Source organism: Alishewanella agri BL06, from assembly GCF_000272005.1.
Classification (GTDB): domain Bacteria; phylum Pseudomonadota; class Gammaproteobacteria; order Enterobacterales; family Alteromonadaceae; genus Alishewanella; species Alishewanella agri.
Genome location: NZ_AKKU01000017.1, coordinates 161,072 through 188,000, shown reverse-complemented (window position 1 = coordinate 188,000; position 26,929 = coordinate 161,072). Strand labels below are relative to the sequence as shown.

The window sequence follows — 26,929 nt, the reverse complement described above, 5'->3', positions numbered from 1 at the left end:
CAGCGTTTTTCCTGATGTACAGTTATTTTATATCAATTATTTGCCGCCGGTTACTGATATACTTAACCCGCTGTAAGTCATAGCTGGGGAATGATGGTGGACAAGCAAAAGATTGATGTAAAAAATATTCCGACCGAGGTGAAAATTCACCGCCCTCCGGAAAGTAACAACGCTAAATATGCCTCCCGGGATCGGATTTATGTGCGGGCGGTAAAGGGGTTACACCAAAGTCTGCGCCGCAATATTGGCTTTGTGTTTATGGCGCTGTTTTTCGTGTTGCCCTGGATCCAGTTCAACGGTCATCAAGCCATTTTACTGGATATTTTCGAGCAAAAATTCAACATCTTCGGTTTAACGCTCTGGCCACAGGATTTTACCTTACTGGCCTGGATCTTTATGATCGCCGCCTATGCGCTGTTTTTTGTCACCACCTTTTATGGCCGGGTTTGGTGTGGTTATCTGTGTCCGCAGACGGTCTGGACCTTTATCTTTATGTGGTTTGAAGAAAAGATCCAAGGCACCCGCAACCAACGGATGAAGCTTGATCAGGAGCCGATGAGCTTTAATAAGTTTTGGCGTAAAGCCCTGACCCATTTTTGCTGGCTGGCCTTTGCGCTGCTTACCGCCCTGATTTTTGTCGGGTACTTCACCCCTATAGGCCCGCTGTTTATTGATTTCTTTACCTGGCAAGCCGGGTTTTGGTCAACGCTGTCGGTATTGTTCTTTGCGGCTTGTACCTATGGTAATGCTGGTTGGATGCGCGAAATTATGTGTACCCACATCTGCCCCTACGCCCGCTTCCAATCCGCGATGTTTGATAAAGATACCTACACCGTGACTTACGATGCTGCCCGTGGCGAAAGCCGAGGCCCGCGCAGTAAGAAAGATCTGCAGTACAAAGAAAAAGGACTGGGTGATTGTATCGACTGTAACCTGTGTGTGCATGTTTGTCCGACCGGGATCGATATCCGTAATGGCTTGCAGTATGAGTGTATCAACTGCGGTGCCTGTATTGATGCCTGTGACGATACCATGGAAAAAATGGGTTATCCGAAAGGTCTGATTAGCTATACCACTGAACATACGCTGCAAGGTCGGCCAGCAAAAGTATTCCGGCCCAAGCTGCTCGGTTACTTTCTGGTATTACTGGTGGTATGTGGTGCCTTTATGGTGAACCTGGCGATCCGTAAACCGCTGGAGCTGGATATTATCCGTGACCGCGGTGCCCTGTATCGGGAAACGCCGGAAGGCCTGATTGAAAACACCTATACCCTGGGGATTATCAATAAATCGCAGCAGGAAAAAACCTTTGTGCTGGAAGTCAGTGGCATTGAAAACCTGAACTGGATTGGCCCAACTGAAGTGACGCTGGCGGGCGGAGAAAGCCGGAATGTCGTCGTCAGTTTGTCTCTCGACCCGTACGAGGCGCGGCGGCCGGTGCTGGATTTGACCTTTAGCATCAGCCATAAAGATGCGCCGGACGTGCGGGTATCACAGGAGAATAAATTCTTTGCCGGCCGTTGATATCGGGCAACGTTTTGATTTCTCGACGCTGCAGCCGGATCTGATTCTGGATGCGCTGCAGCATTATGGCCTGGATGTCAGTTCAGGCCTGCTCGCTTTAAACAGTTATGAAAACCGGGTCTATCAGTTTAATGCTTACCGCAATGCAGCGGTACGCCCGGAAAAAATGGTGGTGAAGTTTTACCGACCACAGCGCTGGACGTCGGCGCAAATTCAGGAAGAACATCAATTTGCGTTTGAACTGGCGGCGGCGGAGATCCCGGTAGTGGCACCTTTGCTATTTGCCGGTGAGAGCTTACTTGGTTATCAGGGGTTTTATTTTGCGGTCTTTCCCAGTCGTGGTGGCCGCACGCTGGAGATCGATAACGACGATCAACTCGCGATGCTGGGCCGGTTTTTGGGGCGGATGCATCAGGTCGGCCGCAAGCACGTCTTTACGGAACGCCCTGAGCTCAGTGTGCAAAGCCATTTACAGCATAGCCAGCAAGTACTGGCAGAGCTGGAATTGATTCCGGGCTATCTGCGACCGGCTTTTGATAGTGCGCTGCAGCAAGTTATCGCGGAAGCGACCCGGCAGTATCAACCGAAAAAGCTGATCCGGCTGCATGGCGATTGTCATGCCGGCAACTTGTTTTACACCGGCGAGAGCCCGTTTTTTGTCGATCTGGATGATTGTCGCAGCGGCCCTGCGATGCAGGATATCTGGATGATGTTATCCGGCGATCGGCGACAACAGCGCGAAACGCTGGAGCTGATGTTGGAAGAGTATGAGCAGTACTGCGATTTTGACCCGGCCGAATTAAAACTGATCGAACCATTACGCGCGATGCGTATGATTCATTATATGGCCTGGTTGGCCAGGCGCTGGCAGGATCAAGCCTTTGTAATGAACTTTCCCTGGTTTGCCACAGACAAATACTGGGAACAGCAATGCCTGGCATTAAAAGAGCAGCTGGCTTTATTGCAACAACCCCCACTCAGTCTGGTGCCAGACTACTGAGAATTTGATAAGCTTGGACAAACTCCGACTAACCAGAGGTTAAAGAATGAAAAAGTGGTTTGTAGCTGCTGCTGCAGCTGTGTTGTTACCCTTATCTGCCATGGCCAGTAATTTTCAGGCCGGCAAACATTATGAAGTGATTGCAGAACAGAAAACTGCTAAACCAGAAGTGAAAGAATATTTTTCATTTTACTGTGGTGGCTGTTATTCGTTTGAGCCTATAGTGCAGAGCTTAGCGAAATCATTACCCGAGGGAACAGAGCTTAAGAAATCCCATGTCGATTTTATACGTGCAGCATCGCCGGAAATCCAAAATGCGCTGGCACGAGCTTATGTTGTTGCCAAAAACCTGGGTAAAGGCGACCAGGTGTCTACGGCGATCTTTAATCAAATTCATCAGAGCCGGGTGCCGTTTCGCTCTGAGAACGACATCCGCAGCTTGGTGCTGATTCATGATATCGACGGTGAAACCTATGACAAAGCGATGCGTAGCTTTGGTGTGCGTGGTGCCGTTAACCAAATGATGAAAGAGCAGCAGGAGCTGAGCGAGCGTCGGGTACTTACCGGCGTGCCGATGCTGGTGGTAAACGGAAAATATAAGATTCTGAACGAAAGCCTTAACCAGCGTAATCTGCAGCAGGATTTACAACAGCTGGTAGAATATTTGCTGAGTAAAGAATAAGTTGTTCTTTGGTTATTGGGCCGGCAATAGCCTAATGCCGGTCAGTTAAGCTGACCGGCATTTTTCTTTCTAACAGGGTATTTCTGCTTACTCGACTTTATACACCGTGGGTAACATCGCTCTCGTCGTCCAGGTAGTAAGAAGTAAGACGCCATTTCGGTAATATTCATCACTACCCGTGGGACTCTTCCTGGCGCAACATAGGGTAATGTCGCTAACTGGAATACGATGTAACTTGCTGATTCTTTGAAGCTCAGCTGACTTGGCGTGATATCTTTTCCTAACGAGGCAGCCATAAGTACCATCTGATACCGGATCAAGTTATAGGCCAGCAATACTCCCCACAGCTCTTGTTTCACCATATCTGGTTTTCTTGAGCGCAGTGTGTAGGTATTCTGCAACATTGACTGCTTTATTTCCCTGAAGCCCAGTTCGATTTCCCAGCGGGTCGAGTATAAATCAACAATGTCAGCGGCAGGAAAACGCATCGGGTCTACCAAAGAGCAGAGTATTTTGACTTCTTTGTCTTTAATGGTTTTAGTCAGCAATCTCGCTTCAATCGTATGCGGTAAGTCTGCGAATTTCTTGCGTGATTGGGGCGTCGTTGTCAGTCGTACCAGTTGATCCTGTTTGCCCAATGACCGAATGACTTCATACTGTGTATGCTTCTTCAATGGCAGTAACCAATGGCGTTGTTCACCTGTGCTTTGCCACTTATAAAGCAAACCCAGTGAGTAAAACCCCTTATCGAATATTGTCAGAGAGTTATCACTGGTATGAGGGATTAGGTCCTCAGCTAAAATCATCTCATTAGTATCAACACTGTCAAACCGGCTGGCGGTGAGCAAATGGCTCGTTAACTCCATCTGACATACCATTCGAATTTGTGGGTAGCAGGCTTCTCCCGTGTGCGACTTCGTTCTGGCGAATGCGGCACTATTCTCGGGTGTATCTTCGGTGCGAAACACGACACCATCCACACCTAATAGCGTTAATCCGCACCAATTGGGATGGTCAGCTTGCTGATTCCAATGTCCAGCGGTGAGATTAAATATATGCTCTATCGCTTCGTAGCCTAAACGCTGCCTGGCCTGTACGACGGCACTTGGCGCAACATAAGGTACTTTGCCTGGCAACAAGATATCCATCTGAGATACAAGCTGTTTTATAGACATATTACGAAACAGGGCCATACCCAGTACTGCCCATACCATTTGCTCCATGGGAAGACGGCGAGTTCTGATCGTGGATACACCGGCAATGCTAAGCCCTGTTTCAATAAGTCCAGGGTCTAAAACATCTGACAAACTATCAAAGTCAACGGTATGACTATTTACTAAAACGGTTTCCAGCGCTTGGCTAATATGCATAAAAAAAGCCTACAGAGTTCATTCTGTAGGCCTTTATATACCAACTACTGGATCGGTCAACCGATCTGAAAAGCTATTAACTGATCGGCATTACGGCAATAGCCGGCCTTTTTACTTTATTATTCGGCAATCTCGACAGCGCTGGGCACTAACTGATAGGCATCCGGTTGCCCTTCGCCCTGTGGCCAAACCTTAACCACGCCAGTAGCGTAGGCGGTTTTACCCTTAGCACTTAACGGAAATACCATCTCGCCATCGCGAACCTTGATCCGAAAACGCGGCTCGTTCTCGGCGGTGGCCAGCGTCATCCAGCAATGTTGTTTGCTGCAAACCCCAGTGACTTCTCCTACTACTGTAACCTGTTGTTCCAGATAAGTTGCTGGCTTGGCCAGGATAGCAGCGACGGCGGTCACCTGCTGTTTATTTACTGCGTCACCAAAGGTGACAGCGGTATCGGCCTGCACCACGGCTGAGCTGGCAAAGGCCAGGCTGAGGGCACAAATTAATGGTTTTAACATCGTGATCTCCTATTCAGTTGTCTGATTGTTATGCAGCGGCGGCTGAAAAACAAGCCGTCTGGCAGCATAAAAAACGCAGCCGAAGCTGCGTTTCTGACAAAAGTTACGCTGGGCTTAACGGGCGCCCGGCTCGGCAAAGCGGGTCATCCAGTCTTTCACCTGGTTATACCAATAAATTGAATTATTAGGCTTTAAGATCCAGTGGTTCTCATCCGGGAAATAGATCATGCGTGACTCGACACCACGACTTTGCAGAGTACGGAACAACTCAAAGCCCTGGCCAACCGGTACCCGGTAATCTAACTGACCATGGATCACCAGCGTTGGCGTATTAAAGTTGCCGGCAGCATAGTGTGGTGAAATCGATTTATAAATTTCCGGGTTATCCCAGAAATTGCCAAAACGGGTAGAGTGCACCGCAAAGTCAGCTGCCATCTGTGAGTACATATTGTACACGGCAGCATGGATCAGCAAGGCTTTAAACGGATGCTCGGTACCCAGCAAAATGGAAGTCAGATAACCGCCATAGCTGGCGCCACCTGCTACCATACGTTCGGTATCAATCCAGGGCTGATTCTGGAACCAGGCTGTCGCGGCCTGAATATCAGCCAATGGCTTGGTGCGCCAATCCGGGTTAATCGCATCGGCAAAATCCTGGCCAAAGCCACTGGAGCCATGGAAGTTAGGCCAGGCGGTAACATAACCCCAGGAAGAGAAGGTTTGCGCATTCCAGCGGTAGCTAAAACTGTCGGTGATCGCATTATGCGGGCCGCCATGGATTAGCAGGAACAGCGGATACTTTTTCGACTTATCAAAGCCGGCCGGGTAATGTACCCACATCTGAATATCATTACCATCAGCACCTTTATAGGTTACGGATTCGTAACTACCGAACTCAGTTTTTGCCAGCAGCTCATCATTAAAGCTGTCCAGACGGGTAGTGCGACCGTTACGGATATCTACCTTCACCAGCCGTGCCGGGTATAGGAAGCTTTCGTTAGTCGCCACCAGCATATTGCCGGCCAAAGCCGGGCTGTTAAAGCTGGTATCTTTGGTAATGGCGCGCTCTTTGCCACTGCGGGCATCAATTTGATACAAACGGCTGGTACCGGCGTCGTCAATACTGGCGAAGAAGCTGCGGCTATCGTTGCTCCAGACAAAATTGCTGACTGAGCGATCCCAGTTGCTGGTCAGTTCGCGGCTGGTTTTTGCTGCCAAATCGTAAACCATCAACCGCGCCGTATCGGCATAAAAACCGTGAATTTTTTGCCGGCTAAAGGCCAGACTCTTGCCATCCGGGCTAAAAGTCGGGCTGCTGTCCGGCGCCTGGTTATCCGGGGTAATATTTTCCGCGTTATCGCTGCCAATTGTGGCCAGGAAAATATCAATTTTCGGATCAACGCTGTTCTCAGAGCCATTGGCATTAAAGGCAATAAAACGCTCTTGCGGGTGCACGTCGTAGCTGCTGGCACTCTGGCTGGAACGCGGCAGCTCGCGGCCAAATTTCTGGGTTACCGGCTCAACATCACCACCCTTGGCCGGGATACGGAACACATGAGCCTGACGGTTTTCATCAATCCAGTGGTCAAATTGCGAATAAGGTAAGGCATTCCACTGCCAGGCCGAGACTTTTTTGTCTTTGTTGGCTTTTAACTCTGCCGCCATTTCTTCCCAGTTTTTACCCGGCCAAACGCGGCTGATAAAATACAGATGCTCACCTACCCATTTAATGCCATAAACCCCGGTTGGCACTTCGGTTAAGCGCTGGGCTTCACCTGGTGTGGTTAGTGGCAGCAGATAAATCTGGCCGGCTTCATCTTTATTACGCTGGCTGATAAAGGCCAGGGTTTTGCCATCCGGTGAAAAAGTCGCTTCGCTGGCACGCATGCCGTCGGCAGTGAGTGGCCGTTGTTGGCCCTTATCATCAAATAACCATAAACGGGTATGGCCCTGATCGGCTTTCACATCAAAGCGGGTAACAGGGGCAACGATAAACTTACCATCAGCAGACGCTACCGGGCTGCCTATGCGCTCCAGTTGCCACATCCGCTCGACACTTAAGCTGTTATCCTGTTCGCTGCTGGCCAATGCCGCCAGCGGTAGCCACAGAAGTAACAGCCAGAGTTGCTGTAGTTTTTTCATTTTGGACTCCGGTTGTTTTTTTATTGTCGCAACGATGTTAGCACAAGTGCAGGCCGGCCCAAGCTGTTTTGCCGCAGTGGGTGGCGTGTTAGTCGGAAATGCCGCCTGGCCCTGTTGCTGCTGGCTTTATATTCCGGCTGCGTTGTATAAACACCAACTAAACGGCTGCAATAACAAGCAGCAAACGTCAACACGCCCCGGGGATTTTGCTATACTGCCGGCCGTTGTAACGCCGGATATCAGACAGCCCATAGTGAGTCAGCCCAATCAACTACAGACCAGCCAGTATGGCTTGGGTGATCCCGATGCCCGTTTTCGGGTTTATGTCGCGAACCGACCACCCATGCAGGAATATCACGCGCTGGCTCAGGTTCAGCCGTTATGCCGCGGCGAAATCGCACTGATCAATCAGGCCTGCGGCAATGGCTGGCGCAAAGTATTTAATGTTTACGCCAAGCTGCTGTTTGCGCTGCCACAAACGCCGTTGTTTACATTCCACCAGCATGCCGCCAGCTGGCAAGATTATCGCGATAGCCGGCTGTTACAAAACGGTAGTGATACCGCGCTATTATTTTCCGCACCCCAGCTTGAGCCGGTGACAGATCGCATCCATATTATTGCCGGCCGCACCTTTGCCAAAGTGCTACTGGAACAGGGGTTAGCGGCACAGTTGCAGTGGCTAAATGCCGAGTTTGCCATTGATAAGCGGCAACGGCTGTTGATTTGCCCGTATTTTGACTACCGGCAGCTTAATAATGAGAAAATTGCTTATCTGGTTAGCCTGATTCGGCAGTTGGAGACGTTTTAATGAACCTGTCTGCGCAGTTACAGCAGCTTTCGACTTTACTACAACCTTACCCCTTTGGGATTGGAGGCAGTTGTTTGCTCTGGCAATTGGGGCTGGAAGCGAACCCGGGCGATATCGACGTGGTTTGCCGCGAGCAGGATTTCGACGCCATTTGCCAGCTGTTAGCTCAGCATTATCAACCAGAAGCCGTGACTTTTAACCCCGACTTTGTTACCCGCCACTTTGCCCGTTTTAGCCAGCCGGGTCAGCGTGATATTGAACTGATGGCCGGCATTGCCGTACTACAACAAGGCAAGCTAATCGAATGGACATTCCACCCGGAACGCTGCTACTGGCAAAACCAGATCTGCTTTATGCCCGCCAGCGACTGGCTGGAGCTATACGGCCTGTTCAACCGCCCCAAGCGGGTGGAGACGTTAAAGCGGTATTTGGCGGAGTAGTTTATCTGTTTCGTACACCGCGATCAAAAATGCCTTAATCAAACTGCATCTTACCTGTAAATTTTCCATTGATGTGACTTATCGTCCGAGGCCTGAGCTTGCTGGTTGTTCAATAATCAACGAACTGAAATAACCGGGAGCAGTGACATGCATAAGTTTATTGAGAATGAGGAAATCCGGCTACCTTATGAAGAAGAGGTAAACGGCTACACCATTTTTATTGACGTTAATCCGGACCGTTGGCGTGGCGGATCTGTCTGGTCGGTATGTAAAGGTGGTGTTGAGTTGGATTCAGGGCTGGCATTCGATGTGACTGATGCAATTGGCAGCGCGAATAATACTATTGATGCGTTAGTGAGCTTTTTACGAAGTTGACGATGTCAGCGTAGAGCTTAAAGGGAATTTTAAAGCTGTTAACTCGTTGGCTATCCGAATATAATCTTGCACTTAGTTGTATGTCTGATGTTATTTTTTGAGGCTTATGAAACGGAATTCAATTCCTGTTGTTGATCTATTCGCCGGACCGGGGGGGTTAGGCGAGGGTTTCTCTGCGTTTAATGACGGCAAGTCGTTTCATATTGTCGTATCCGCTGAAAAAGATCCTATTGCTCATAAAACCTTAAGACTTCGGGCGTTTTATCGTTTATTGCGGTCGGAACGACCTGAGCTGCTTTCAGACTATTACTCCTACTGCCACGGCGAAACAACCGAGCCTTACAGCGAAGCTTCCGAAGATTTATGGAAAAGAGCTGGCGAAGAAGCATTGTGCATTGAACTCGGCACTGAAGAAGGTAATGCCGAGTTAGACAAAGCTATAACATCTGCGCTTGGCAGCACACCTAATATTCCCTGGGTATTAATCGGTGGTCCACCTTGTCAGGCTTATTCGCTGGTTGGCAGAGCACGTAACAGGGGTAAAGCAAACTACAAACCAGAAGGAGACGACCGTCACTTTTTATACAAAGAGTACCTGCGCATCATTCAAAGATACAAGCCGGCCTTGTTTGTCATGGAAAATGTTAAGGGGTTACTGTCTGCCAAAGTAAATGACGGTCTTATTTTTCATGAGATTTTACGTGACCTCGCTTGTCCGGAGCGAGCAATTACAGATGTCTCTAATGGAGTGAGGTATAAAATCTTTTCGATGGTGTCGGACCAATCTTTCTCCATCGATGATGATCCAGCCAAACTGGATGCCAATTCTTTTATCATTAAAGCCGAAGATTATGGTATTCCGCAGGCTCGTCATCGTGTGATTTTGGTCGGTGTAAGAGAAGATCATGTGGATAGACCTATCCCGAACCTTTTGAAACAGGCTGAAGTAAGTGTTGAGGATGCTATTCATGAACTCCCCAAACTTCGCAGTCGTTTAAGCAAACAACCTGATTCTCCACAATTATGGGCAGAAAATGTAGGTATGTTATTAGATGAGCTTGCCGACAGCGCTGTTGACTACGCCATGCAAGATATTGCTGCTGGTTTGCGGCAAACAGCTACTGAGTTACATGAGCTATCTGATTACGGTGCAAATGTTTACCCCAAAAAATATGATGCTGAGACAGGTTTTGCACCACTGGATACCTGGTTAATGGATAAAAACCTGGATGTCTGGTTAAATCATGAAAGCCGCTCGCACCGTATCGACGATTTAGGTCGCTATGCTTATGCGGCAGTGTTTGCCGAACAACGTAATAAGTCACCAAAAGGACATGCAGAATTCTTGTTACCGGGCTTGGCGCCGGCTCATAAGAATTGGGAAAGTGGCAAGTTTTCAGATCGCTTCCGGGTGCAAACACGTAACGGCCCCTCAACCACCATAACTAGCCATATTTCAAAAGACGGTCATTACTTTATTCACTATGACCCGGCGCAATGTCGTAGCTTGACTGTGCGTGAAGCTGCACGCCTACAAACATTTCCGGATAACTATTTTTTCCAAGGGCCGAGGACTGAACAGTTTCATCAAGTCGGGAATGCGGTGCCTCCATTTCTTGCAAATCAAATCGCCGCTATTGTATGGGATTACATTAACGGCGATTGCGCAGGTTAAACTTCAAACCCCATTTCTTTTAACTTATTCAGAGTTGCCAGTGCTACGGTGCATTGTTTGTCAGACGGTATCTTTCTGGGTATTGCAGTGCAGGTCTCAAGTATGCCTCGCTCTTTTGGGCTAAGAAGATCTTTACTGATTCCCCATGCCAAAGCTGAGCGCCATAGTTCTGAGCCTAATTTAAAAACTTCAATCTCTGTGTTAACGCTCTGGTCAAGTTCCGCTGAGCGCTTTGCGTCTTTTACTCTACTTATGGCCAGATCTTTAGAAATACTAATTTTGTCTGGTTTCGTCATGTAATCTGCAGTTTTCTCTGCGACCCATTTCCAACATATTTCTTTTTTCGCCCATTCTCTTGGATTTTGAAGCCCTTTAGGAGGATTTATAATAACTTCTTGTGAAATTCTACCTGCCTCTAGCAAAGCAATATTTAATTGAGGTGATAATGATTGATTTTTCCAGATCCAGTCCAAATCAATAACTTTGTTTATTTCGTTAAGATCAAAAACCAGTTTACTAATGCCATAGGTAACAATATTGGCCCGACAATCTCCTTCGTACCAATCCGCTTTTGAAACCAAATTTTCCATAGCACGGAATAAAATAACTTTAGCGATAAGCCTTTTAAACCATAACTCATCAAAAGACTCGCCGTTATTCCCCCATGCTTTACCAATATTTTTTGCAAACTCGGTAAAATTTTTCTGTGCGCCCAAGCTCACAATATGCGGTAAGCAGCTAAAGGTATTTTCAATTTTTGCCAGCTCTGTTTTGGTAAAGAACTGGTTCCTCGGAAACTCAGTGTCAAATTTTTTCCGTTCAGCAATGGTTCGACGGGCGCGTTCGTCAGCATATTGGCCTCTTGCCCGTTCATAAAACCACTTGGTCTCGCGGTATCTGGACTCGCCAGCTGGCGCCAGTAATTTACGTGATAGTTCTTCCACTCTGACGTGGTAAGGGTGGTTAGCGAAGAAATCAGCCGCGTTAACCTTATTTTGGCTATTGGCGTACTCAGAAATTCTTGGAACTACTTGCTCAGAAAGCAAATTCGGCACTATGGTAAGTTTCATTTGTACATGCACGTTTTTTAGTTGCTGTTCAAACAGCTTTCTTGCCGCATGTAAAGATGCTGTGGTTTGGCCTCCATTTACAATCTGAAGGTTGGTGGCGTTTGAAAGTACAAAGCCATCTTCAGTTTTTTCCAGTTCAATGCTGTCTGCTGTCGCACTTAAACCGTTGTTATAGGCAAAGAACATATGGGGCTCGTCTCTGATAGTATCTCTGATACCCTTGTTAACCTTACCGCGCGCCTGCAGGAAGCTTCTGACATTTGCTTCAAGTAGTCTTGGCCCCCATTTTTCATAAATGTTTGCCAGCTGCCAGCCTGGTATAACGGCCAGATAACTCTCTAGGGTATCACCGCCAGTCGAGGCTTTAAGGACCGGTACGCTGCCGCCAAAATCGTCGGCGAAGTTTATTACAAGGTCTGCTCTTGCCTGCCCTTGTTCAACAAACTGCTTGAGTCGCTTAAGGTCCCAAACGCTCAGGCTAATTGGTTTATTATCCAATGGCGCCAGGGGCTCGGCATCAGAGCGGGCATTGAAACTTGCATTTGTGGCAATGATAAATTTAATTTTTTCAATATTTTGCCATCTTACATTGATCAGTTGAGCAAGGCTGAAGCCGTTACTGCTTTCTTCCAGTGAGTTTCTGAAGTTTGCATCTAAACTAGCTTCCAGGAAGCGATATAACCTTTTCTGAAAGTTCTCTACATCAGCTTTATTTATCGCTCTGACTTCACTAGTAATGGCAAAATCGCAGAGAATTAAAGTGAGTATGTTGGCGTTTTCTGCCGGGTCGCCACCATATCCATCCACCTTAATAACTGACTTGCCAATTGCCCCCTCGTAGTAGGCTCTGTTCGCCTCATCTATTTCGCCGGTTTCGGTAAGTAAGTCAGTTACTTTCTCAAAAAAAGCTTCTGCGGTGATCAACCCCTGAACGTCTGCATCACCCTGGATATCCGCAATCAGCTCCCGGTGAAATTCTATCAATTCACTCATTAGCATCACTCTCAAGAATCAGGCTTGTAGGATCCTGGTCTGTTATAAAGTCACTGCAGGCATCCAGTGCTATTGAGTACCTCACCATTTCTACGCCCGGCAACAGAGGGGGCATAATACGTGGGAAACCGTCCTTTACTTCATAGGTTTCATCTGCAAATAAATGCCAGCGGCGCTCTTCGTAATCATTTGCGGGGTCATAGCCGGTCGAATAAAGCAAATCTTCCCACTTATCAAAAGCATTCGTTGAGTTTTGAAACAACTTGGCAGTCAATACCACGTGGTCATGCAAAGTTAGCCCATCAGGGCTGACAGCTGATGCCACGTTTTGCACATTAAGAAAAAGGCGACAATCTTTGATATCTGCTAACTGTTCTGCCGATGAAATAGAGACATAGGGCTTGGCAGCGGCTCTTTTAGTTTTAACTTCGATGCAGGTATTTATGAACTCGAAATCCCGAGTTGCTCCGCCAGGTCCTGTCCATCCTTCAATGGCCATATCGGGGCCAAGCTTTTCAACTAATTTACGTAAGTACGCAAGCTCACCAACGAGGCCTCGCTGTTCTTCAAGGGTTAAGCCGTTCGGTTTACCGCCTCGAAGCAAGTGATGCCAGCGATATGTTCTTTGTATGGTTCGTGACAATGCTTCATTGATATTGTCTGCTGACTCGCCTGCATCTACTACATCGCGGCAAAGTGTTTCGAATACATCAATTTGACTCTGATCTTTAAGGGTTAGAACAAAAGCATAGCCTGAACTAACGCTTCTGAAATTTGCAGTTAAGTTTTTAAGTTTGGGCAAGCGAGGTAAAGGATCGGGTTTCTCCAATAAACGAAGCATCAAGCCGGGTACACCGGTTTCTGGTCTTACCCAGAAAAAATCAAATTTACCGTCGGCTTTTACCCTTAATGCCTCATCCTCACTTAGCTTATTCCAAGGACTCTCAGATATGATCATCAGCTAATAAATCCTCGTCTTCTTGATACTCTCCAAACATCTCTTGATACCGTATCGTATTAACTAAATATTCAACTTTATCAGATGGTTTATTTGATACAGGTAAGCTCATACCCCAAGCCACCACTGGTGACGATGGAATCCGTTCAGCCTTTGGATCACTTTCTCGACCTTTAGGTGGGGTTGCTTGAACATAATAAATAATTAGAAGTGGGCGGTCTCTAACCTTTCGATATATACCATCGGGGTAGTTTAATTTTTCAGTTGGGGTTTTCTGGTTGTTTCTGCGGTACTCTTCTTCCGCCTTTTCGGCCTTTATTGGATCGACACCAGCTTTCTCTACTCCTCGGCTGGCAACTCGCATTTTTTTGCCACTGAAGGACATGAAGTTATGCTTCAAGTCATCTAGGCACACATAACGTTGAATGGGTATTATCTCAACTCCAAGAGAATCGTCAAAAGTCCCTTTGTTCAAGCTTACGATCAGGACATCCCATTTAGAAACCTCATCATCTTTTCTTGGACGTAGGTAGGCTCTTACCGGTTCGGTTTTTGTTAGGATGCTTTGTTCGGCGTTGTCCCAACCCGATAAAAAATAATCAACAACATCAAAGTCAATCCCAACAAATAGTTGGCCCCATTTACAAGATTCTTTATGGAATTCGCCGTCAAAGCATTTTGCTATTAGCTCTCTAGCTAAACGTATATTATTTTCAATACTTTTCGGAGCAATTGATACTTTTGAAGTTTCAATAAATTCGTTTGATAGGCCTACAGAAGAAATTATTTTTCTTCCTGAGCCCATTTTGTTTCTTGCCGTAACCAATAAGGAAGCAGGGTGACTCCTCACGGCTAGACCAAATTGTTCTGGAGTAGCTTTTGCCTTTTCCATATCTTTGAGTTCATCATGTAACTCATTTGTAGCATTAGCTATAAAGCTGTACCAGCCAATTGCTTCGTCAGGCATCCATATACGACAGAGATCTTCATACCCTGTACGATAGCCAAACCAACGTCCCATCTGCATCAACGTGTCGTACATCATAGTGTTACGTAAAAACCACGTTATTGTGAGACCTTCCAGTGTTAAGCCGCGTGATAGAGCATATCCCCCAACTGCGATATATGACTTCCCTTTTGAACCGCTTTTCTCTTTTGGGTATTCGAGGAATCCGGAGTCTTTGTTAACCACAACAACAGAAGTTGCAGCTATAGCATCATGTAACTGTGCTTGGATTTTTGACCAATCAGCAAAATTATCTGCAAATTCTTCTTCCCATACTTGCTTTAAAGCGAATATTTCTGGGTCGCTCAGAGCCGCCTCACCTAACGATGCATTTAGCCTTACAGAGTTCTTAATTGTCTCAACGACATCATGGACTCTGTTTCTTATCTGTTTCTGTATAGGGTTTCTCCAACTTGCGTTTATTAACATTGAGCAGTGTTTGTGCTCCTCTCCCCTTAGATTACGAATAGTTCTTGCAAGCAAAAAAGATCTCACTGCTTTTATAAGTGAATTAGGTACACCATTTAAAATAAAATCTTGTTTGTGGTTTATCGGGAGAATGTCTTCGTTGTCTTGTATGGTTCGAAGCCATTGCGGCTCATCGTCATCAGGAAGACCATCAATAAACACTTTAGTAGCCCCAAAGTAGTTATCTGGTGCATCTAAGCCAATAATAAAATCTGCAGGAAATAAATCCTCACCATGCATATCATCGTCTTGGTCAGGATCTATAAAGATATTTGCGAAAGGTGTTGCAGTGTATGCGACATAACAGCTTCGATGAAAAAGCTTAAGAAGGTCACGGATTTGACCGTTTATTGTCGTTATGAGCTTCTTTCCATATTTAGTATTAATGCTTGCGTTATCAGCTTCATCGTCAATCAACAGCATAGGCTGTTCTATCATTTGCTGGTCACCAGAAGCACTATTGTCTTTTAACCAATCAAGCAAGTTCTGCAGGGTACGATGATTCTTTTTGATCACTAAAACAACTGGTTCGACATAATCACCAATTTGACTGCGATCACTATCAGCTCTGCTTTTATTAAAGTCATGTATTCTTGTAGTTAGCGTTACTGGCCTCCTTTCTGCACCAAAATTGCCTGCTCCAATAACATACTTTCTGCCACCAACCACACGCCCCCAGTCTTTACCTGAGTCGAACCCAATAAAACCTTCATCTATTCTTTCTTGAGTCTGATTTCTAAGGTTTGTATGGATACCAGCAATAATAATGATTAAGCGATAACCAGCATCTGCTGCTTTACAAATCAATCCTGTGTAATTCGCTGTTTTTCCGCTCTGAACATGCCCAACAACCATGCCACGACGATCCCATTGTTTTTCTAGGTAAGGATTTCCCAATCGGCTTAGAATAGTGTCTGTGACTTTGTCAGTGGTTCGAATTACGTCCTTAGGTAAGCCATTTTGAAGTAGCAGTTTTTCATATCTTGACCAGTAATATGGCGTTATCGAAGCTTTCGCATCATCCAACCACGGCTCGAACCCCTCTCCATCGACAACCGCTCCCAGCCCTGCCTTGATGCCCTGCTTAAACTCTATCTCCTTTGCTAGCTTTTCTAGCTCTTCGTCATTCAATCCTGGCGGAAAAACAGTCGCTACACTTTTAATAAACTCACGTAGCTCAGATTCGGATTTTCTAGGTTGGCTGAATAGCCCCATTTCCACCATATCTTTAACAGTATCAAAAATCGAACTCATGATTTCTTCCCTAAAAACTCTAAAAGTAATTCATTCGCTGATTCCCAGCGGTCACGAAGATACGGGTTAGCTTGCATGACGTTTTTAATGACGTCAGTGCTAACACCATTTTTTAATAAGGTTTCTGCAAGTGAATACACAAGATCCCGTAAATCTTCTATTTCCGCCTCAGCTGATACTACAGCTTCCGGGTTGCCTACTAATTCGGCATGAAGTGTATCGATAGGTAAGCCTGAACCTACCAGACGCAGACAGCGATAAAAGCCATCTTTAAGATCTTCGGGCAATTGATTGGCATAAGAGCTAAATACCGGGTGGACGAGATTGGGTTTAAAGCTTATTTGACCGTTGGCGATTACGCGATTCCATAGGGGGTGCAAATCCTCATCAACTAACTTTTTACCTCTGGCACTGTAGGTTCTTTTAGATGTACCAACAAAACGCTCAATGATCCGCTTTAATCGGTCGCGTACTTGCGGCGGTAACTGAGCTGAAGCTTTTTTAACATCAATCTTCCACTCTGAATCCATAGTGTTGGGAATATCAATAGCTATTCTGCAGAGTTTGGTAAGCTCCGTTTGCTTTGTAAGTCCAAGCCAGCCACCGGCAATGATTAATCTGTCTTCCCTGTATATATAAAGCCCCTGCGATTTAACATGACCTTCAGGCCCAGCTAATTCATCCCAGTCATCAGAATCCATTTTTCTGTGATGCGGCAATGTATGGCAGCGAATTCTGACATTACCCTTGTTAAGGGGAATTACCTCTTCAGGATCTTTTTGGGTTGCCGGGTGATCACTACAAAGTGGATCAAGCGGCTTTAGTTTTCGATCATTGAGGTACAAAGACAACCGTGGTTTGGTGCCTTCAAGAAAACGGTGGAAAACCTGGCATAAATGCCTTTCTGCTTTAACAAGCTCAGCGTTTGCATGTTCAATAGATTTACCCTGAGGCAGACTTGTCTCACCAAGAAGTCTGTCTAGCTTTTCCCAAATAACAGCAGACCCATTTGAAGTTAATAGTTGGTAATGAGTCAGTTTTTCGGGATTGTCTATGATGGTTAGTGTCCAGTCGTTTCTAGATGCAACGTGATCAAGATCCCACCTGGCACAGGTATCTTTACCATCTTTGCGGCTAATTACTGTAAGTTGTCTGCACTGTGAGAAACTGGCGCTTTTCATACCGAGACCAAAGCGGCCAAGATCCTTTCGTAACCTTGCGTGCGTAGGGTTTTTAGCTCCAAGCTTCATGGCCTCCACAAGCTCGGCTTCGGCCATACCACTGCCATTGTCAACTATCGCGATATAAGGTGAATCTGAGGAAGTGATTGCCGTAATTCTTATCTCTGATGCGCCCGCCGTAATTGAGTTATCTACGATATCAGCTAATGCGGTTTCAAGGCTGTAACCAAAATCTCTGTGCCCCTCAATAAGTGAAGATGCATAGGGTGCAGCCTGAATTTCTCTTACTTGGTATTCTGAATCAGTCACTAATTCCATTTATAACTCCGAAAGACCGTCCCAACTTCCATTTAATCGAGAGATTTATCCTAGTTAAGCTTGTCCTAAGTACTAAGCTCTATAACCTAACACCGAATTTAGAAACAATCTAGTCTCTTAGATATTTTGAAAAGTAGCTGAATTTAATCAGGATTAGTATGGCAGATGTCCACTCCAAGGCAGTCAGAAGTAAAAACATGACTGCCATCAAAAACCGGGATACCCGACCTGAAATGTTGGTACGCAGGTCCTTGCACCGGGCGGGATTTCGCTACAGGTTTCATGTCTCCAGCTTGCCGGGTAAGCCGGATTTGGTATTTCCGCGATACAAGGCAGTGCTCTTTGTGCAGGGCTGTTTCTGGCATCAGCACCAGTGCGCTATGTTCCACTGGCCGAAAACCCGCGCAGGTTGGTGGCGACAGAAAATCACTGCTAATCGTGCCCATGACGAAGCAGTGCAGGATAAACTGCGGGAGCTGGGCTGGTGGGTAATGTTGGTTTGGGAATGTGCGTTAAAAGGGAAAAATAAGCTGCCCAAGGAGCAGTTGGTCTTGGAAGTTTCAGACTGGCTGCGCACTGGTGGCAGTTTTGCAGAGGTCCCTGAAGTATTAGTATAAAGGTCTATTTTTTGAATCATTCTCGTATCTATTCACTTTTATGCGCACAAAAGTGTGGTTTTTAACATTTTTATGCGCACAAAAATGTTGATTTGTTTGTTTTTATGCGCATAAAAGTGTAGTGTTGCTGTGGTGTCCCAGCTGGAGCCTGTTATGCAACGTGAGCTACTGACGACCTTACTAGACTGGAAAGCCCGGCCTGAGCGCAAGCCACTGCTAATTGACGGCGCCCGGCAGACCGGTAAAACCTACTTACTGCAAACTCTGTTTGGTCAGCATTTCCCTAGAGTACTGCGTATCGATTTTTTGGAATCGCCACAGATGGCTGATGCCTTTGCCAGCTCTTTAGTACCGCAAGATGTACTGACCAATATAGAGCTGTTAACAGGCCAGCCGTTTAATCTGCAAACCGACTTATTAATCCTCGATGAAATTGGTGAATGCCCACGTGCTGTTACTGCCTTAAAGTACTTTGCCGAGCAAACCCCGCAGGCGTTTATTGCTGCTAGTGGCTCTAATATTGGTTTGCTGAATACTTTCCCGGTGGGTAAGGTGGAACAATACAATTTACGCCCTTTAACCTTTCGCGAGTTTTTGTTGGCCGCCAATGAGCCGGCCTTACTAAAGGTGTATGACGCAGCGCAAAACTCCGCGGCTGCGCACAGCAGATTGTTTGATAAGTTAACTGATTATTACTTTACTGGTGGTATGCCGGAGGCGGTGAGCCTGTGGTTTAAATTGGTTGACCAGAGCATCTTGCAGCGGGTTAAAGCGGTTTCAAAAGTACAGGCGGATCTGCTGGCTGGTTATCGTCGGGATTTTGGTAAATATGCCGGTAAAACCGATGCGGCGCTGATAGAAGCTATTTTTACAGCTGTACCGTCACAGCTGGCAGCTGTGGTAGATGAGTCGGTTAAGCGCTTTAAATTTAAAGATGTTTATGCGCGAAAATCACGTTATCAGGATCTGGAAACCGGCATTGCCTGGCTGGAAAAATGCCGTCTGGTATTAAAAAATTATCCGCTTGAAGGGTTGCCCCGCAGCCCGCTGGCTGCTTATAAAAAGGATAATATGGTAAAGCTGTTTCTGTTTGATGTCGGTCTGCTAAACCACATGCTTGGTGTAAGTTATCTGGAGCTTAAGCAGCAGAATTTTGAGTATAAAGGCTATATTGCAGAAAATTTTGTACAGCAGGAGTTGGCTGCGCTGGGGATCGATCCATGTTTTTCCTGGAATGATGCCAGAGCGGAAATTGAATTTATTCTAACTGATGCGACCGGCAATATTATTCCGCTGGAAGTGAAAAGCGGTAAGCGCACCCGTGCCCGATCGCTGCAATCCTTTATTGAAAAATGCCAGCCGCTAAAAACGATCAAATTAACGGGCACTCAGGGCTCTTCAGCGCTGGAACAGCAACATCTGGTGTACCCACTTTATTACACCGCGCATGCCGTTACTCAGCATCTGTTGACATAAAGGTTAGACGTTATCGCTACAGGGAGCCAACTATGTCATTTTTAGAACTTAAAATCCCACCGCTGCTTTTAATGTTGTTATTTGCGCTTGGGATGTGGCTGCTGGCACCACTTACTGCGCCATTCTCTGTGCAATTGGCGCTACCGGCGCTATATACCACAGTGTTAGCACTTTGTCTGGCGATGACCGGCATAGCGGTGGCATTGGCTGGCGTGTTGGCGTTTCGGCGCGCTAAAACCACGGTGGATCCGCGGGTGCCGCAACAAAGCTCCAGTTTGGTGCTGGTGGGCATTTACCGTTACAGCCGCAATCCGATGTATCTGGGGTTTTTATTGTTGTTGGCAGCCTTTGCCTGTTATTTGCAGAGCATACTGGCTTTGGCTTTGCTACCGCTGTTTGTATTGTATATGAACCGCTTTCAGATAATGCCGGAAGAGCGCTTTTTGCGGCAAAAATTTGCTGCTGAGTATCAGGTTTATTTACAAAACGTTAGGCGTTGGTTTTAAGCTACTACCTTTGTATTAGTTTATGTTGTTATATAAAATATATTTATATCAGTTATTTATATATATTTCTGTCTCGGTTCCTTGTTTGTTGGTTATTCGTATGCTAATTTTTTGATGGCTAATATGTGGCCATGTTAATAAGCATAAGAGAAGGATATCCATGAAGATCCCATTTAAACTCTCACTGTGCGCTGTGGCAACAGGTTCCCTACTATTACCTTTCGCTTCGGTGGCACAACAGCAAAGCACTGAAAACTCAGAACTGCAGCAAGTTGAACGGATTGAAGTAACCGGTTCCAGGATCAAACGTAATGATTTGGAAGGCGCTGTGCCGATTGCCGTTATTGATCGGGATGCTATTTCAAAATCGGGCTTTTCCAATTTACAACAACTATTAGAGCGGACGCCTGTTGCCGGTGTTGGGACTTTTTCAACCCGCGGCAATAACCAGGATTCCACTGCCAACGGTGGTGCAGCTATTAGTCTGCGCGGCTTTGGTGCTGATGCTACCTTAGTGCTGATTAATGGCCGGCGGGTGGCGGTAAGCGCTTTTGCCGAGAATATTGCTAATTCTTTCGTTGATATCAATAGCATTCCGGTTGCCGCTATTGAACGAGTAGAAATCCTGAAAGACGGAGCATCGGCGGTTTATGGTTCTGACGCTGTGGCGGGTGTAGTAAACGTAATTCTTAGAAAGGACTTTGAAGGTACCGAGGTAGCAATAAGCCATGGCGGTACGACGGGGCCAACTTATGATGAAACCTCTGCCAGCCTGGTTTGGGGTGCTCAGGCAAAAGAAGCAAGCGCGACATTAATTCTGGATTATTTTAAGAATACGACCATTTTGGGGTCAGAGATGGGGCGTTTCGGTACGGCCAATCAGGCACCTTATGGTGGTAATGACTTACGGTCGTCACGTGGCTATCCTGGTAACTTTATTGTCAATGGTGTTACCCGTATTGACCCGGGTTGTCCGGGAGATCAAGCCTTTGGTCAAACCTGTGTTTACGATTATGGTCCAGCGATTATGGCGGTTACGCCAGCCGAGCGGGTCGGTGCCGTATTACAGGCAAGTCAGAATATTGGTGCTCATACTCAGGCTTATGTCGAGTTGTCAGTACAGCATAACCGCTCAAAAGCTCAGGGCGCAGCGACGCCGCTGGATGGTGACGCTGGTTTGACCGTTCCCGCTTCTCACCCTAATAACCCCTTTGGCGTGGATGTTGGCATTAACCGCTACCGTACCGTTGATGCCGGACCCCGTATCTGGGATATTGAATCAGACTCGTTACGGTTAGTGCTGGGGGTTAAAGGCCAACTGAATGAGTTAGATTGGGATATTTCAGCGCAAAAAGGCCGCAGCGAATCGATGCAGACTGGCAGTAAGTCGCAAGGTTGGGTGCGCACCGATTTTCTGCAGCAACAAATCAATTTAGGTAACTATAACCCTTTTGGTGGCGTTACCAATTCACCTGAAGTGATTGACGCCATTACCACTAGTCTGGTTCGTCGTGGTGAATCCCATCTGACCGCTTTTGATGCCAGTATTAGTGGTGATGCCTTCCAGCTGGGTGACCAGATGGTATCTTTTGCTGCCGGTGCTGAGTACCGTAAAGAGGATGCGTTTGACCAACCCGATGATCAATTTCAGCGCGGTTTGATTTTCGGTACTGAGTCGGTATCTGCCCAGGCTGAGCGTGATCAGTATGCAGCTTATATCGAGTTTTTGGTGCCGGTGACTGACCAGTTAGAATTTACGTTGGCTGGCCGTTACGATGACTACAGCGATTTTGGCTCGACCACCAATCCTCAGGTCAGTATGAAATGGCGACCACTGGATAACTTCACAGTTCGTGCGTCTTATGGTCAGGGCTTCCGCGCGCCATCACTGGCCCAGATTGGTTTAGGGCCATCACAGGAGTCAGTATTCTTTACTGATACTTTCCGTTGTCCTACCCCTGATGCCAGTAACCCAGCCTGTGCTGCAACCGACTACACCATCGTCTTTGTTGGTGGTGGCGATCTGGAGCCTGAGGAATCAGAGACCTTTAATGTAGGCTTTGTCTGGCAGGTGACCGACCAGTTTGATATCAGTGCAGATGTCTGGAGTATCACTCAGGATAATAAAATTGACCAGAACGACTATGAAAATGTCTACGCTGCGGAGTGTAACCGTCAAAATAGTACTATCTGTGTGCGGCTAGCGCCGCTGCCTGGTCAGACACTGGGCGAGCTATCCCGCTTGTTCAACAGCTATATCAATATCAGTTCGCAAGAGGCTACGGGGGTGGATTTATCCACCGCATACCGGATGGATATGCAGCAGTATGGCGCTCTACGGTTAAGCCTCGATTATTCTTACACGCATAAGTTTGAGAAAAATAATATTGATTACGCGGGTGAATATAACTATCCACAACATCGTTGGCTGGCGACAGCTGACTGGAGTTTTGGCGAATGGGGCTTAGTTACCAGTTTGAACTATGTTGGGGCATTCGAGGATTATGCCGCACCAAATGAAGTGATGACGACCAAAACCCGAACTGTGAGTGCCCAGGCGTTACTGGATATTCAGGGCCGTTATAACCTGAACGATAACACTACGCTAATGCTGGGGATGAACAATGCGCTGGATAAGGATCCGCCATTTGCTATCGGTGATGGCGATGCCGACTTGTATGGCTATGCTTCTAAAGTGCACAACCCACGTGGTCGGTTTGTTTACGCAAAAGTGAGTTATCGCTTTTAATTCAGTGCCTGACCGAACTAAGGCAGTGCTTGCCGCCTTAGATTAATGACAAGCCCCGGTTTTTTGGCCGGGGTTTTAGTTTGAAAGGTTTACCGGCGGTTTGATTAGCGACTCTGCCGGAATGCCCAAGCCCTGATGCAGCCGCCATATCATTTTCAGGGTTAATGAGCGTTTGTAATTCAGAATCTCATAAACCCGGTTACTTTTGCCAATCATCGGTTCCAGATCTTTTACCGTTAAACCTTGGCGCTCCATTTCAAACTTAATAGCCTCAACCGGATCGGGTAAGTCCATAGGGAAATGTTTTGCTTCGTAGGCTTCGATCAGCGTAACCATCACATCAAGCTTTTCGCCCTCTGCCGTGTCTGGCTGCGCCAGCATGAGCTGCTCAACCTCTTGTAATGCCGCGCGATAGTCGGCTTCATTTTTGATAGGTTTAATATCCATCATTGCTACTCCGGCAGTTAAATGGTTTGCACATCAATTTCGTCATACTGACTGTGCGTACCGACAAACCTTACATAAACCACTTTGTAGGCATAATTTATCCACACGACCAGCCGGTACTTATTGCCGGCAATGTTGAAGACCACTCTGCCATCTTTGAGAATACTGGCGTGCCTGAAATCCAGTTTTACTTCTGCAGGCAACTGCCAGTTTGCGTTTAGTACGTGACGATGCCAGGCTAGAAGAGGCTCTTTGGCATCACTGTATTCCGGGTTATCTTGCCAGAATGCTTTTAACGTAGAGAGTGCAATAATTCTCATAGCGCGATCATAGTCCCGATTTGGGACTTTTGCAACAAGGCGCCTTTCGCCGTCACTATCATTGCGGTTTAACCCAACATCGGCTTTAAATATTTACCGGTATAAGACCGCTTACAGGCGGCTACCTGCTCCGGCGTGCCGGCAATCAGGATTTCGCCACCGCCGCTGCCACCTTCCGGGCCTAAGTCGACAATCCAGTCGGCGGTTTTAATCACATCCAGATTGTGTTCAATTACCACTATGGTATTGCCGTGATCACGCAGCCGGTGCAAGACATTCAGCAGCTGCTGGATATCGTAAAAATGCAGGCCGGTGGTGGGTTCGTCCAGAATATACAGGGTTTTACCGGTATCGCGTTTACTCAGCTCGCGTGCCAGTTTCACCCGTTGTGCTTCACCGCCGGATAAGGTGGTCGCCGACTGCCCGAGCTTAATATAGGACAGGCCAACATCCATCAGCGTTTGCACCTTACGCTTAATCGCCGGGATGGCGTCAAAGAAATCCAGCGCATCTTCCACCGTCATATCCAGCACTTGGTGGATATTCTTGCCTTTGTATTTAATTTCCAGCGTTTCGCGGTTATAGCGTTTGCCCTTACAAACATCGCAGGGCACATACACATCGGGTAAAAAATGCATTTCCACTTTAATGACGCCGTCGCCCTGACAGGCCTCACAGCGACCGCCTTTGACGTTAAAACTAAAGCGGCCGACCTGATAGCCGCGTGAGCGCGCTTCCTGGGTGCCGGCAAACAGCTCGCGTACGCCGGTAAAAATACCGGTGTAGGTCGCGGCGTTAGAACGCGGGGTGCGGCCAATAGGGCTTTGATCGATATCGATTACTTTATCAAAATGCTCCAGCCCGCTTACCGCCTTATAGGGCGCCGGATCGTCACCCTCGGCTTTATTTAATACCCGGTGGGCGATGCGGAACAGGGTATCGTTGATCAGTGTCGACTTTCCGGAGCCGGACACCCCGGTAACACAGGTCATCAGGCCAAAAGGAATGGCGAGATCGACGTTTTTCAGGTTATTGCCGCTGGCGCCGGTTAGCTTTAACCATTTATCATTCAGCGGCGTACGCTTCGCTGGCACCGCGATTTTGCGCGCCCCCGACATATACTGGCCGGTCAGCGACTCTTCTACTGCCATCACTTGCTGCAGCGTGCCCTGCGCTACGATATTGCCGCCATGCACACCGGCGCCGGGGCCGATATCAATAATATAATCCGCGGCCCGCACGGCATCTTCGTCATGCTCAACCACGATCACGGTATTACCCAGATCGCGCAGATGATTCAGCGTCGCCAGTAAGCGGTCGTTATCACGCTGGTGCAGGCCGATAGAGGGCTCATCCAGCACATACATCACGCCAACTAAACCGGCACCGATCTGGCTGGCTAACCGGATGCGCTGTGCTTCGCCGCCAGACAGGGTTTCGGCGCTGCGCGACAGGTTCAGGTAGTTAAGGCCAACATTCACCAGAAACTGCAGCCGATCCTGAATTTCTTTTAATACCTTTTCGGCAATTTTGGCTTTCTGGCCGGTTAAACTCAGTTGCTGGAAAAACGCCAGACAGTCGCCAATCGCCAGTTCTACCACTTGCGGTAAGGTGGTTTTACCGATAAAGACATGGCGGGCTTCGGTACGTAGCCGGGTGCCATGACAGCTGGGGCAAGGCTGGCTGGCCAGATATTTACTTAGCTCTTCGCGTACCGAGTTCGATTCGGTTTCGCGGTAGCGGCGCTCCATATTCGGCAAAATGCCCTCAAACGGATGGCTGCGCAGCACAATATCGCCACGGTCATTCAGGTATTTAAAGTCGATAATGGTATGGCCGCTGCCATACAGGATCACGTCCTGCTGCTTTTTGCTCAGGCTGTTAAAGGGCACATCCAGCTGAAAATCGTAGTGTTCAGACAGTGCCTTTAGCATCTGAAAATAATAGAAGTTACGTTTATCCCAACCCCGGATCGCCCCGCCGGCCAGACTCAGCTCATCACTGACCACCACTTTTTTTGGATCGAAGAATTGCTTCACACCCAAACCATCGCAGCTGGGGCAGGCGCCGGCCGGGTTATTAAAGGAAAACAACCGTGGCTCCAGCTCGGTCATGGAGTAACCGCAAGTCGGACAGGCATAGTTAGCGGAAAACACCAGCTCTTCAGCATCAGGCTGGTCCATCAGCGCCACCCGCGCCACGCCGCCCGACAGTTGCAGTGCGGTTTCGAACGACTCGGCCAGCCGCAGCTTAATATCATCCCGCACCTTAATGCGGTCTACCACCACTTCAATGGTGTGCTTTTTCTGTAAATCTAACTTCGGCGGATCGGACAGATCGCAAATCTCACCATCAATCCGCGCCCGCACATAGCCCTGTGCTGCCAGGCTTTCTAAGGTTTTAACATGCTCACCTTTGCGCTCCTGCACCACCGGTGCCAACACCATCAGCTTGGTGCCTTCCGGAAATTCGGTGGCTTTATCCACCATCTCACTAATGGTTTGCGCGGCGAGGGGCAGATCATGCTCCGGGCAACGCGGCTCGCCGACCCGCGCAAATAGTAAGCGCAGATAATCGTAAATTTCGGTAATGGTACCCACAGTAGAGCGCGGGTTATGGGAGGTCGACTTTTGTTCAATCGAGATCGCCGGTGACAAGCCTTCAATATGATCGACATCCGGCTTTTCCATCAGGCTTAGAAATTGCCGGGCATAGGCCGACAGCGATTCGACATAGCGGCGCTGGCCTTCGGCATACAGGGTATCAAAGGCCAGCGACGATTTACCGGAGCCGGATAAACCTGTTACCACGATCAGTTTGTCGCGTGGCAGGGTTAGTGAAATATTCTTCAGGTTGTGGGTGCGGGCGCCGCGGATCTCAATTTTGTCCATGGTGGTTCCATTTAGCCGGATAATGCTGTACAAATATACACTAGGCTGCGCAGTAATTGCCAGCTGCAAGCGGATTAAAGCTGCTTATACGCCGCCGATCTGGCTTTGGCCCGCCGCTGGCAGAATTTCACTGTCGCAATG

Annotated in this window: 21 protein-coding genes; 11 read left to right on the top strand and 10 right to left on the bottom strand. The window is 47.5% G+C overall.

What is annotated here, in order from left to right; translation table 11 throughout:
• The first annotated feature begins 90 nt into the window (after positions 1-90).
• The 3 genes from ccoG to AGRI_RS10655 are packed head-to-tail and all read left to right on the top strand — an operon-like array spanning position 91 to position 3,206.
• Complete coding sequence (ccoG, locus tag AGRI_RS10665; RefSeq protein WP_040291813.1) at positions 91-1,524, top strand: cytochrome c oxidase accessory protein CcoG; 1,434 nt, start codon at positions 91-93, stop codon at positions 1,522-1,524.
• Entirely contained in the window at positions 1,511-2,524 is a 1,014-nt protein-coding gene (locus tag AGRI_RS10660) for a serine/threonine protein kinase (protein WP_008984947.1), read from the top strand. Before ccoG ends, AGRI_RS10660 begins: the two co-directional genes overlap by 14 nt.
• 46 nt (positions 2,525-2,570) lie before the next feature.
• Positions 2,571-3,206: a thiol:disulfide interchange protein DsbA/DsbL gene (locus AGRI_RS10655; protein ID WP_008984946.1), complete on the top strand. Its 636-nt coding sequence runs from the start codon at positions 2,571-2,573 to the stop codon at positions 3,204-3,206.
• 41 nt (positions 3,207-3,247) lie between these two features.
• On the opposite strand, the gene AGRI_RS10650 is transcribed toward AGRI_RS10655, so the two are convergent.
• The 3 genes from AGRI_RS10650 to AGRI_RS10640 form a co-directional block, all read right to left on the bottom strand.
• Positions 3,248-4,576 (bottom strand): IS4 family transposase, encoded by a 1,329-nt coding sequence (locus AGRI_RS10650; RefSeq protein WP_008983000.1) that lies wholly within the window; start codon positions 4,574-4,576, stop codon positions 3,248-3,250.
• Between the two features lie 119 nt (positions 4,577-4,695).
• Positions 4,696-5,094: a DUF4920 domain-containing protein gene (locus AGRI_RS10645; RefSeq protein ID WP_008984945.1), complete on the bottom strand. Its 399-nt coding sequence runs from the start codon at positions 5,092-5,094 to the stop codon at positions 4,696-4,698.
• 114 nt (positions 5,095-5,208) lie between these two features.
• On the bottom strand, positions 5,209-7,236 hold the full coding sequence (locus AGRI_RS10640; RefSeq protein ID WP_008984944.1) for a S9 family peptidase: 2,028 nt from the start codon (positions 7,234-7,236) through the stop codon (positions 5,209-5,211).
• A 250-nt stretch (positions 7,237-7,486) separates the two neighbouring features.
• On the opposite strand from AGRI_RS10640, the gene AGRI_RS10635 reads away from it, so the two are divergent.
• From AGRI_RS10635 to AGRI_RS10620, 4 genes are all read left to right on the top strand, one after another.
• Positions 7,487-8,044: a DUF6942 family protein gene (locus AGRI_RS10635; RefSeq protein ID WP_040291835.1), complete on the top strand. Its 558-nt coding sequence runs from the start codon at positions 7,487-7,489 to the stop codon at positions 8,042-8,044.
• Positions 8,044-8,484, top strand: coding sequence for a hypothetical protein (locus AGRI_RS10630; RefSeq protein ID WP_008984942.1), 441 nt, complete (start codon positions 8,044-8,046; stop codon positions 8,482-8,484). The genes AGRI_RS10635 and AGRI_RS10630 overlap by 1 nt, the downstream gene beginning before the upstream one ends.
• A gap of 147 nt (positions 8,485-8,631) precedes the next feature.
• Positions 8,632-8,859 (top strand): hypothetical protein, encoded by a 228-nt coding sequence (locus AGRI_RS10625; RefSeq protein ID WP_008984941.1) that lies wholly within the window; start codon positions 8,632-8,634, stop codon positions 8,857-8,859.
• Positions 8,860-8,965: 106 nt separating this feature from the next.
• Positions 8,966-10,534 (top strand): DNA cytosine methyltransferase, encoded by a 1,569-nt coding sequence (locus tag AGRI_RS10620; protein WP_008984940.1) that lies wholly within the window; start codon positions 8,966-8,968, stop codon positions 10,532-10,534.
• Here the strand turns inward: AGRI_RS10620 and AGRI_RS10615 are convergent.
• The 4 genes from AGRI_RS10615 to AGRI_RS10600 are packed head-to-tail and all read right to left on the bottom strand — an operon-like array spanning position 10,531 to position 17,782.
• Positions 10,531-12,597 (bottom strand): AIPR family protein, encoded by a 2,067-nt coding sequence (locus AGRI_RS10615; protein ID WP_008984939.1) that lies wholly within the window; start codon positions 12,595-12,597, stop codon positions 10,531-10,533. The genes AGRI_RS10620 and AGRI_RS10615 overlap by 4 nt on opposite strands.
• Positions 12,590-13,555 carry a PD-(D/E)XK motif protein gene (locus AGRI_RS10610; protein ID WP_008984938.1) on the bottom strand — a complete coding sequence of 322 codons (966 nt, stop codon included), beginning with the start codon at positions 13,553-13,555 and terminating at the stop codon, positions 12,590-12,592. The genes AGRI_RS10615 and AGRI_RS10610 overlap by 8 nt, the downstream gene beginning before the upstream one ends.
• Positions 13,542-16,283 carry a Z1 domain-containing protein gene (locus AGRI_RS10605; RefSeq protein WP_008984937.1) on the bottom strand — a complete coding sequence of 914 codons (2,742 nt, stop codon included), beginning with the start codon at positions 16,281-16,283 and terminating at the stop codon, positions 13,542-13,544. Before AGRI_RS10605 ends, AGRI_RS10610 begins: the two co-directional genes overlap by 14 nt.
• On the bottom strand, positions 16,280-17,782 hold the full coding sequence (locus AGRI_RS10600) for an ATP-binding protein (protein WP_008984936.1): 1,503 nt from the start codon (positions 17,780-17,782) through the stop codon (positions 16,280-16,282). Before AGRI_RS10600 ends, AGRI_RS10605 begins: the two co-directional genes overlap by 4 nt.
• Before the next feature lie 158 nt (positions 17,783-17,940).
• Between AGRI_RS10600 and AGRI_RS10595 the strand changes: the two genes are divergently transcribed.
• The 4 genes from AGRI_RS10595 to AGRI_RS10580 all read left to right on the top strand — a co-directional run bounded on the left by AGRI_RS10595 (position 17,941) and on the right by AGRI_RS10580 (position 23,130).
• Positions 17,941-18,399, top strand: a complete 459-nt coding sequence (locus tag AGRI_RS10595) for a very short patch repair endonuclease (RefSeq protein WP_040291807.1) — start codon at positions 17,941-17,943, stop codon at positions 18,397-18,399.
• 153 nt (positions 18,400-18,552) lie between these two features.
• Positions 18,553-19,875, top strand: coding sequence for an ATP-binding protein (locus AGRI_RS10590; protein ID WP_008984934.1), 1,323 nt, complete (start codon positions 18,553-18,555; stop codon positions 19,873-19,875).
• A 32-nt stretch (positions 19,876-19,907) separates the two neighbouring features.
• A complete protein-coding gene (locus AGRI_RS10585) occupies positions 19,908-20,381 on the top strand; it encodes a methyltransferase family protein (protein WP_008984933.1) in 474 nt (157 codons plus the stop codon).
• 160 nt (positions 20,382-20,541) lie between these two features.
• Positions 20,542-23,130: a TonB-dependent receptor gene (locus AGRI_RS10580; protein WP_008984932.1), complete on the top strand. Its 2,589-nt coding sequence runs from the start codon at positions 20,542-20,544 to the stop codon at positions 23,128-23,130.
• A gap of 75 nt (positions 23,131-23,205) precedes the next feature.
• Here the strand turns inward: AGRI_RS10580 and AGRI_RS10575 are convergent, their stop codons facing one another.
• The 3 genes from AGRI_RS10575 to uvrA all read right to left on the bottom strand — a co-directional run bounded on the left by AGRI_RS10575 (position 23,206) and on the right by uvrA (position 26,788).
• Positions 23,206-23,577: a helix-turn-helix domain-containing protein gene (locus tag AGRI_RS10575; protein WP_008984931.1), complete on the bottom strand. Its 372-nt coding sequence runs from the start codon at positions 23,575-23,577 to the stop codon at positions 23,206-23,208.
• Positions 23,578-23,594: 17 nt separating this feature from the next.
• Positions 23,595-23,897, bottom strand: coding sequence for a type II toxin-antitoxin system HigB family toxin (locus AGRI_RS10570; protein ID WP_008984930.1), 303 nt, complete (start codon positions 23,895-23,897; stop codon positions 23,595-23,597).
• Positions 23,898-23,965: 68 nt separating this feature from the next.
• Positions 23,966-26,788 carry an excinuclease ABC subunit UvrA gene (gene uvrA / locus AGRI_RS10565; protein WP_008984929.1) on the bottom strand — a complete coding sequence of 941 codons (2,823 nt, stop codon included), beginning with the start codon at positions 26,786-26,788 and terminating at the stop codon, positions 23,966-23,968.
• Positions 26,789-26,929: the final 141 nt, after the last annotated feature.

Bases quoted from the DNA above. Each gene is read 5' to 3' on its own strand.
- AGRI_RS10620 (WP_008984940.1), top strand. From the start codon at position 8,966: ATGAAACGGAATTCAATTCCTGTTGTTGATCTATTCGCCGGACCGGGG.
- AGRI_RS10590 (WP_008984934.1), top strand. From the start codon at position 18,553: ATGCAACGTGAGCTACTGACGACCTTACTAGACTGGAAAGCCCGGCCT.
- AGRI_RS10630 (WP_008984942.1), top strand. From the start codon at position 8,044: ATGAACCTGTCTGCGCAGTTACAGCAGCTTTCGACTTTACTACAACCT.
- AGRI_RS10640 (WP_008984944.1), bottom strand. From the start codon at position 7,236: ATGAAAAAACTACAGCAACTCTGGCTGTTACTTCTGTGGCTACCGCTG.
- ccoG (WP_040291813.1), top strand. From the start codon at position 91: ATGATGGTGGACAAGCAAAAGATTGATGTAAAAAATATTCCGACCGAG.
- AGRI_RS10610 (WP_008984938.1), bottom strand. From the start codon at position 13,555: ATGATCATATCTGAGAGTCCTTGGAATAAGCTAAGTGAGGATGAGGCA.
- uvrA (WP_008984929.1), bottom strand. From the start codon at position 26,788: ATGGACAAAATTGAGATCCGCGGCGCCCGCACCCACAACCTGAAGAAT.
- AGRI_RS10570 (WP_008984930.1), bottom strand. From the start codon at position 23,897: ATGAGAATTATTGCACTCTCTACGTTAAAAGCATTCTGGCAAGATAAC.
- AGRI_RS10575 (WP_008984931.1), bottom strand. From the start codon at position 23,577: ATGGATATTAAACCTATCAAAAATGAAGCCGACTATCGCGCGGCATTA.
- AGRI_RS10655 (WP_008984946.1), top strand. From the start codon at position 2,571: ATGAAAAAGTGGTTTGTAGCTGCTGCTGCAGCTGTGTTGTTACCCTTA.
- AGRI_RS10625 (WP_008984941.1), top strand. From the start codon at position 8,632: ATGCATAAGTTTATTGAGAATGAGGAAATCCGGCTACCTTATGAAGAA.
- AGRI_RS10600 (WP_008984936.1), bottom strand. From the start codon at position 17,782: ATGGAATTAGTGACTGATTCAGAATACCAAGTAAGAGAAATTCAGGCT.
- AGRI_RS10615 (WP_008984939.1), bottom strand. From the start codon at position 12,597: ATGAGTGAATTGATAGAATTTCACCGGGAGCTGATTGCGGATATCCAG.
- AGRI_RS10605 (WP_008984937.1), bottom strand. From the start codon at position 16,283: ATGAGTTCGATTTTTGATACTGTTAAAGATATGGTGGAAATGGGGCTA.
- AGRI_RS10580 (WP_008984932.1), top strand. From the start codon at position 20,542: ATGAAGATCCCATTTAAACTCTCACTGTGCGCTGTGGCAACAGGTTCC.
- AGRI_RS10650 (WP_008983000.1), bottom strand. From the start codon at position 4,576: ATGCATATTAGCCAAGCGCTGGAAACCGTTTTAGTAAATAGTCATACC.
- AGRI_RS10595 (WP_040291807.1), top strand. From the start codon at position 17,941: ATGGCAGATGTCCACTCCAAGGCAGTCAGAAGTAAAAACATGACTGCC.
- AGRI_RS10585 (WP_008984933.1), top strand. From the start codon at position 19,908: ATGTCATTTTTAGAACTTAAAATCCCACCGCTGCTTTTAATGTTGTTA.
- AGRI_RS10645 (WP_008984945.1), bottom strand. From the start codon at position 5,094: ATGTTAAAACCATTAATTTGTGCCCTCAGCCTGGCCTTTGCCAGCTCA.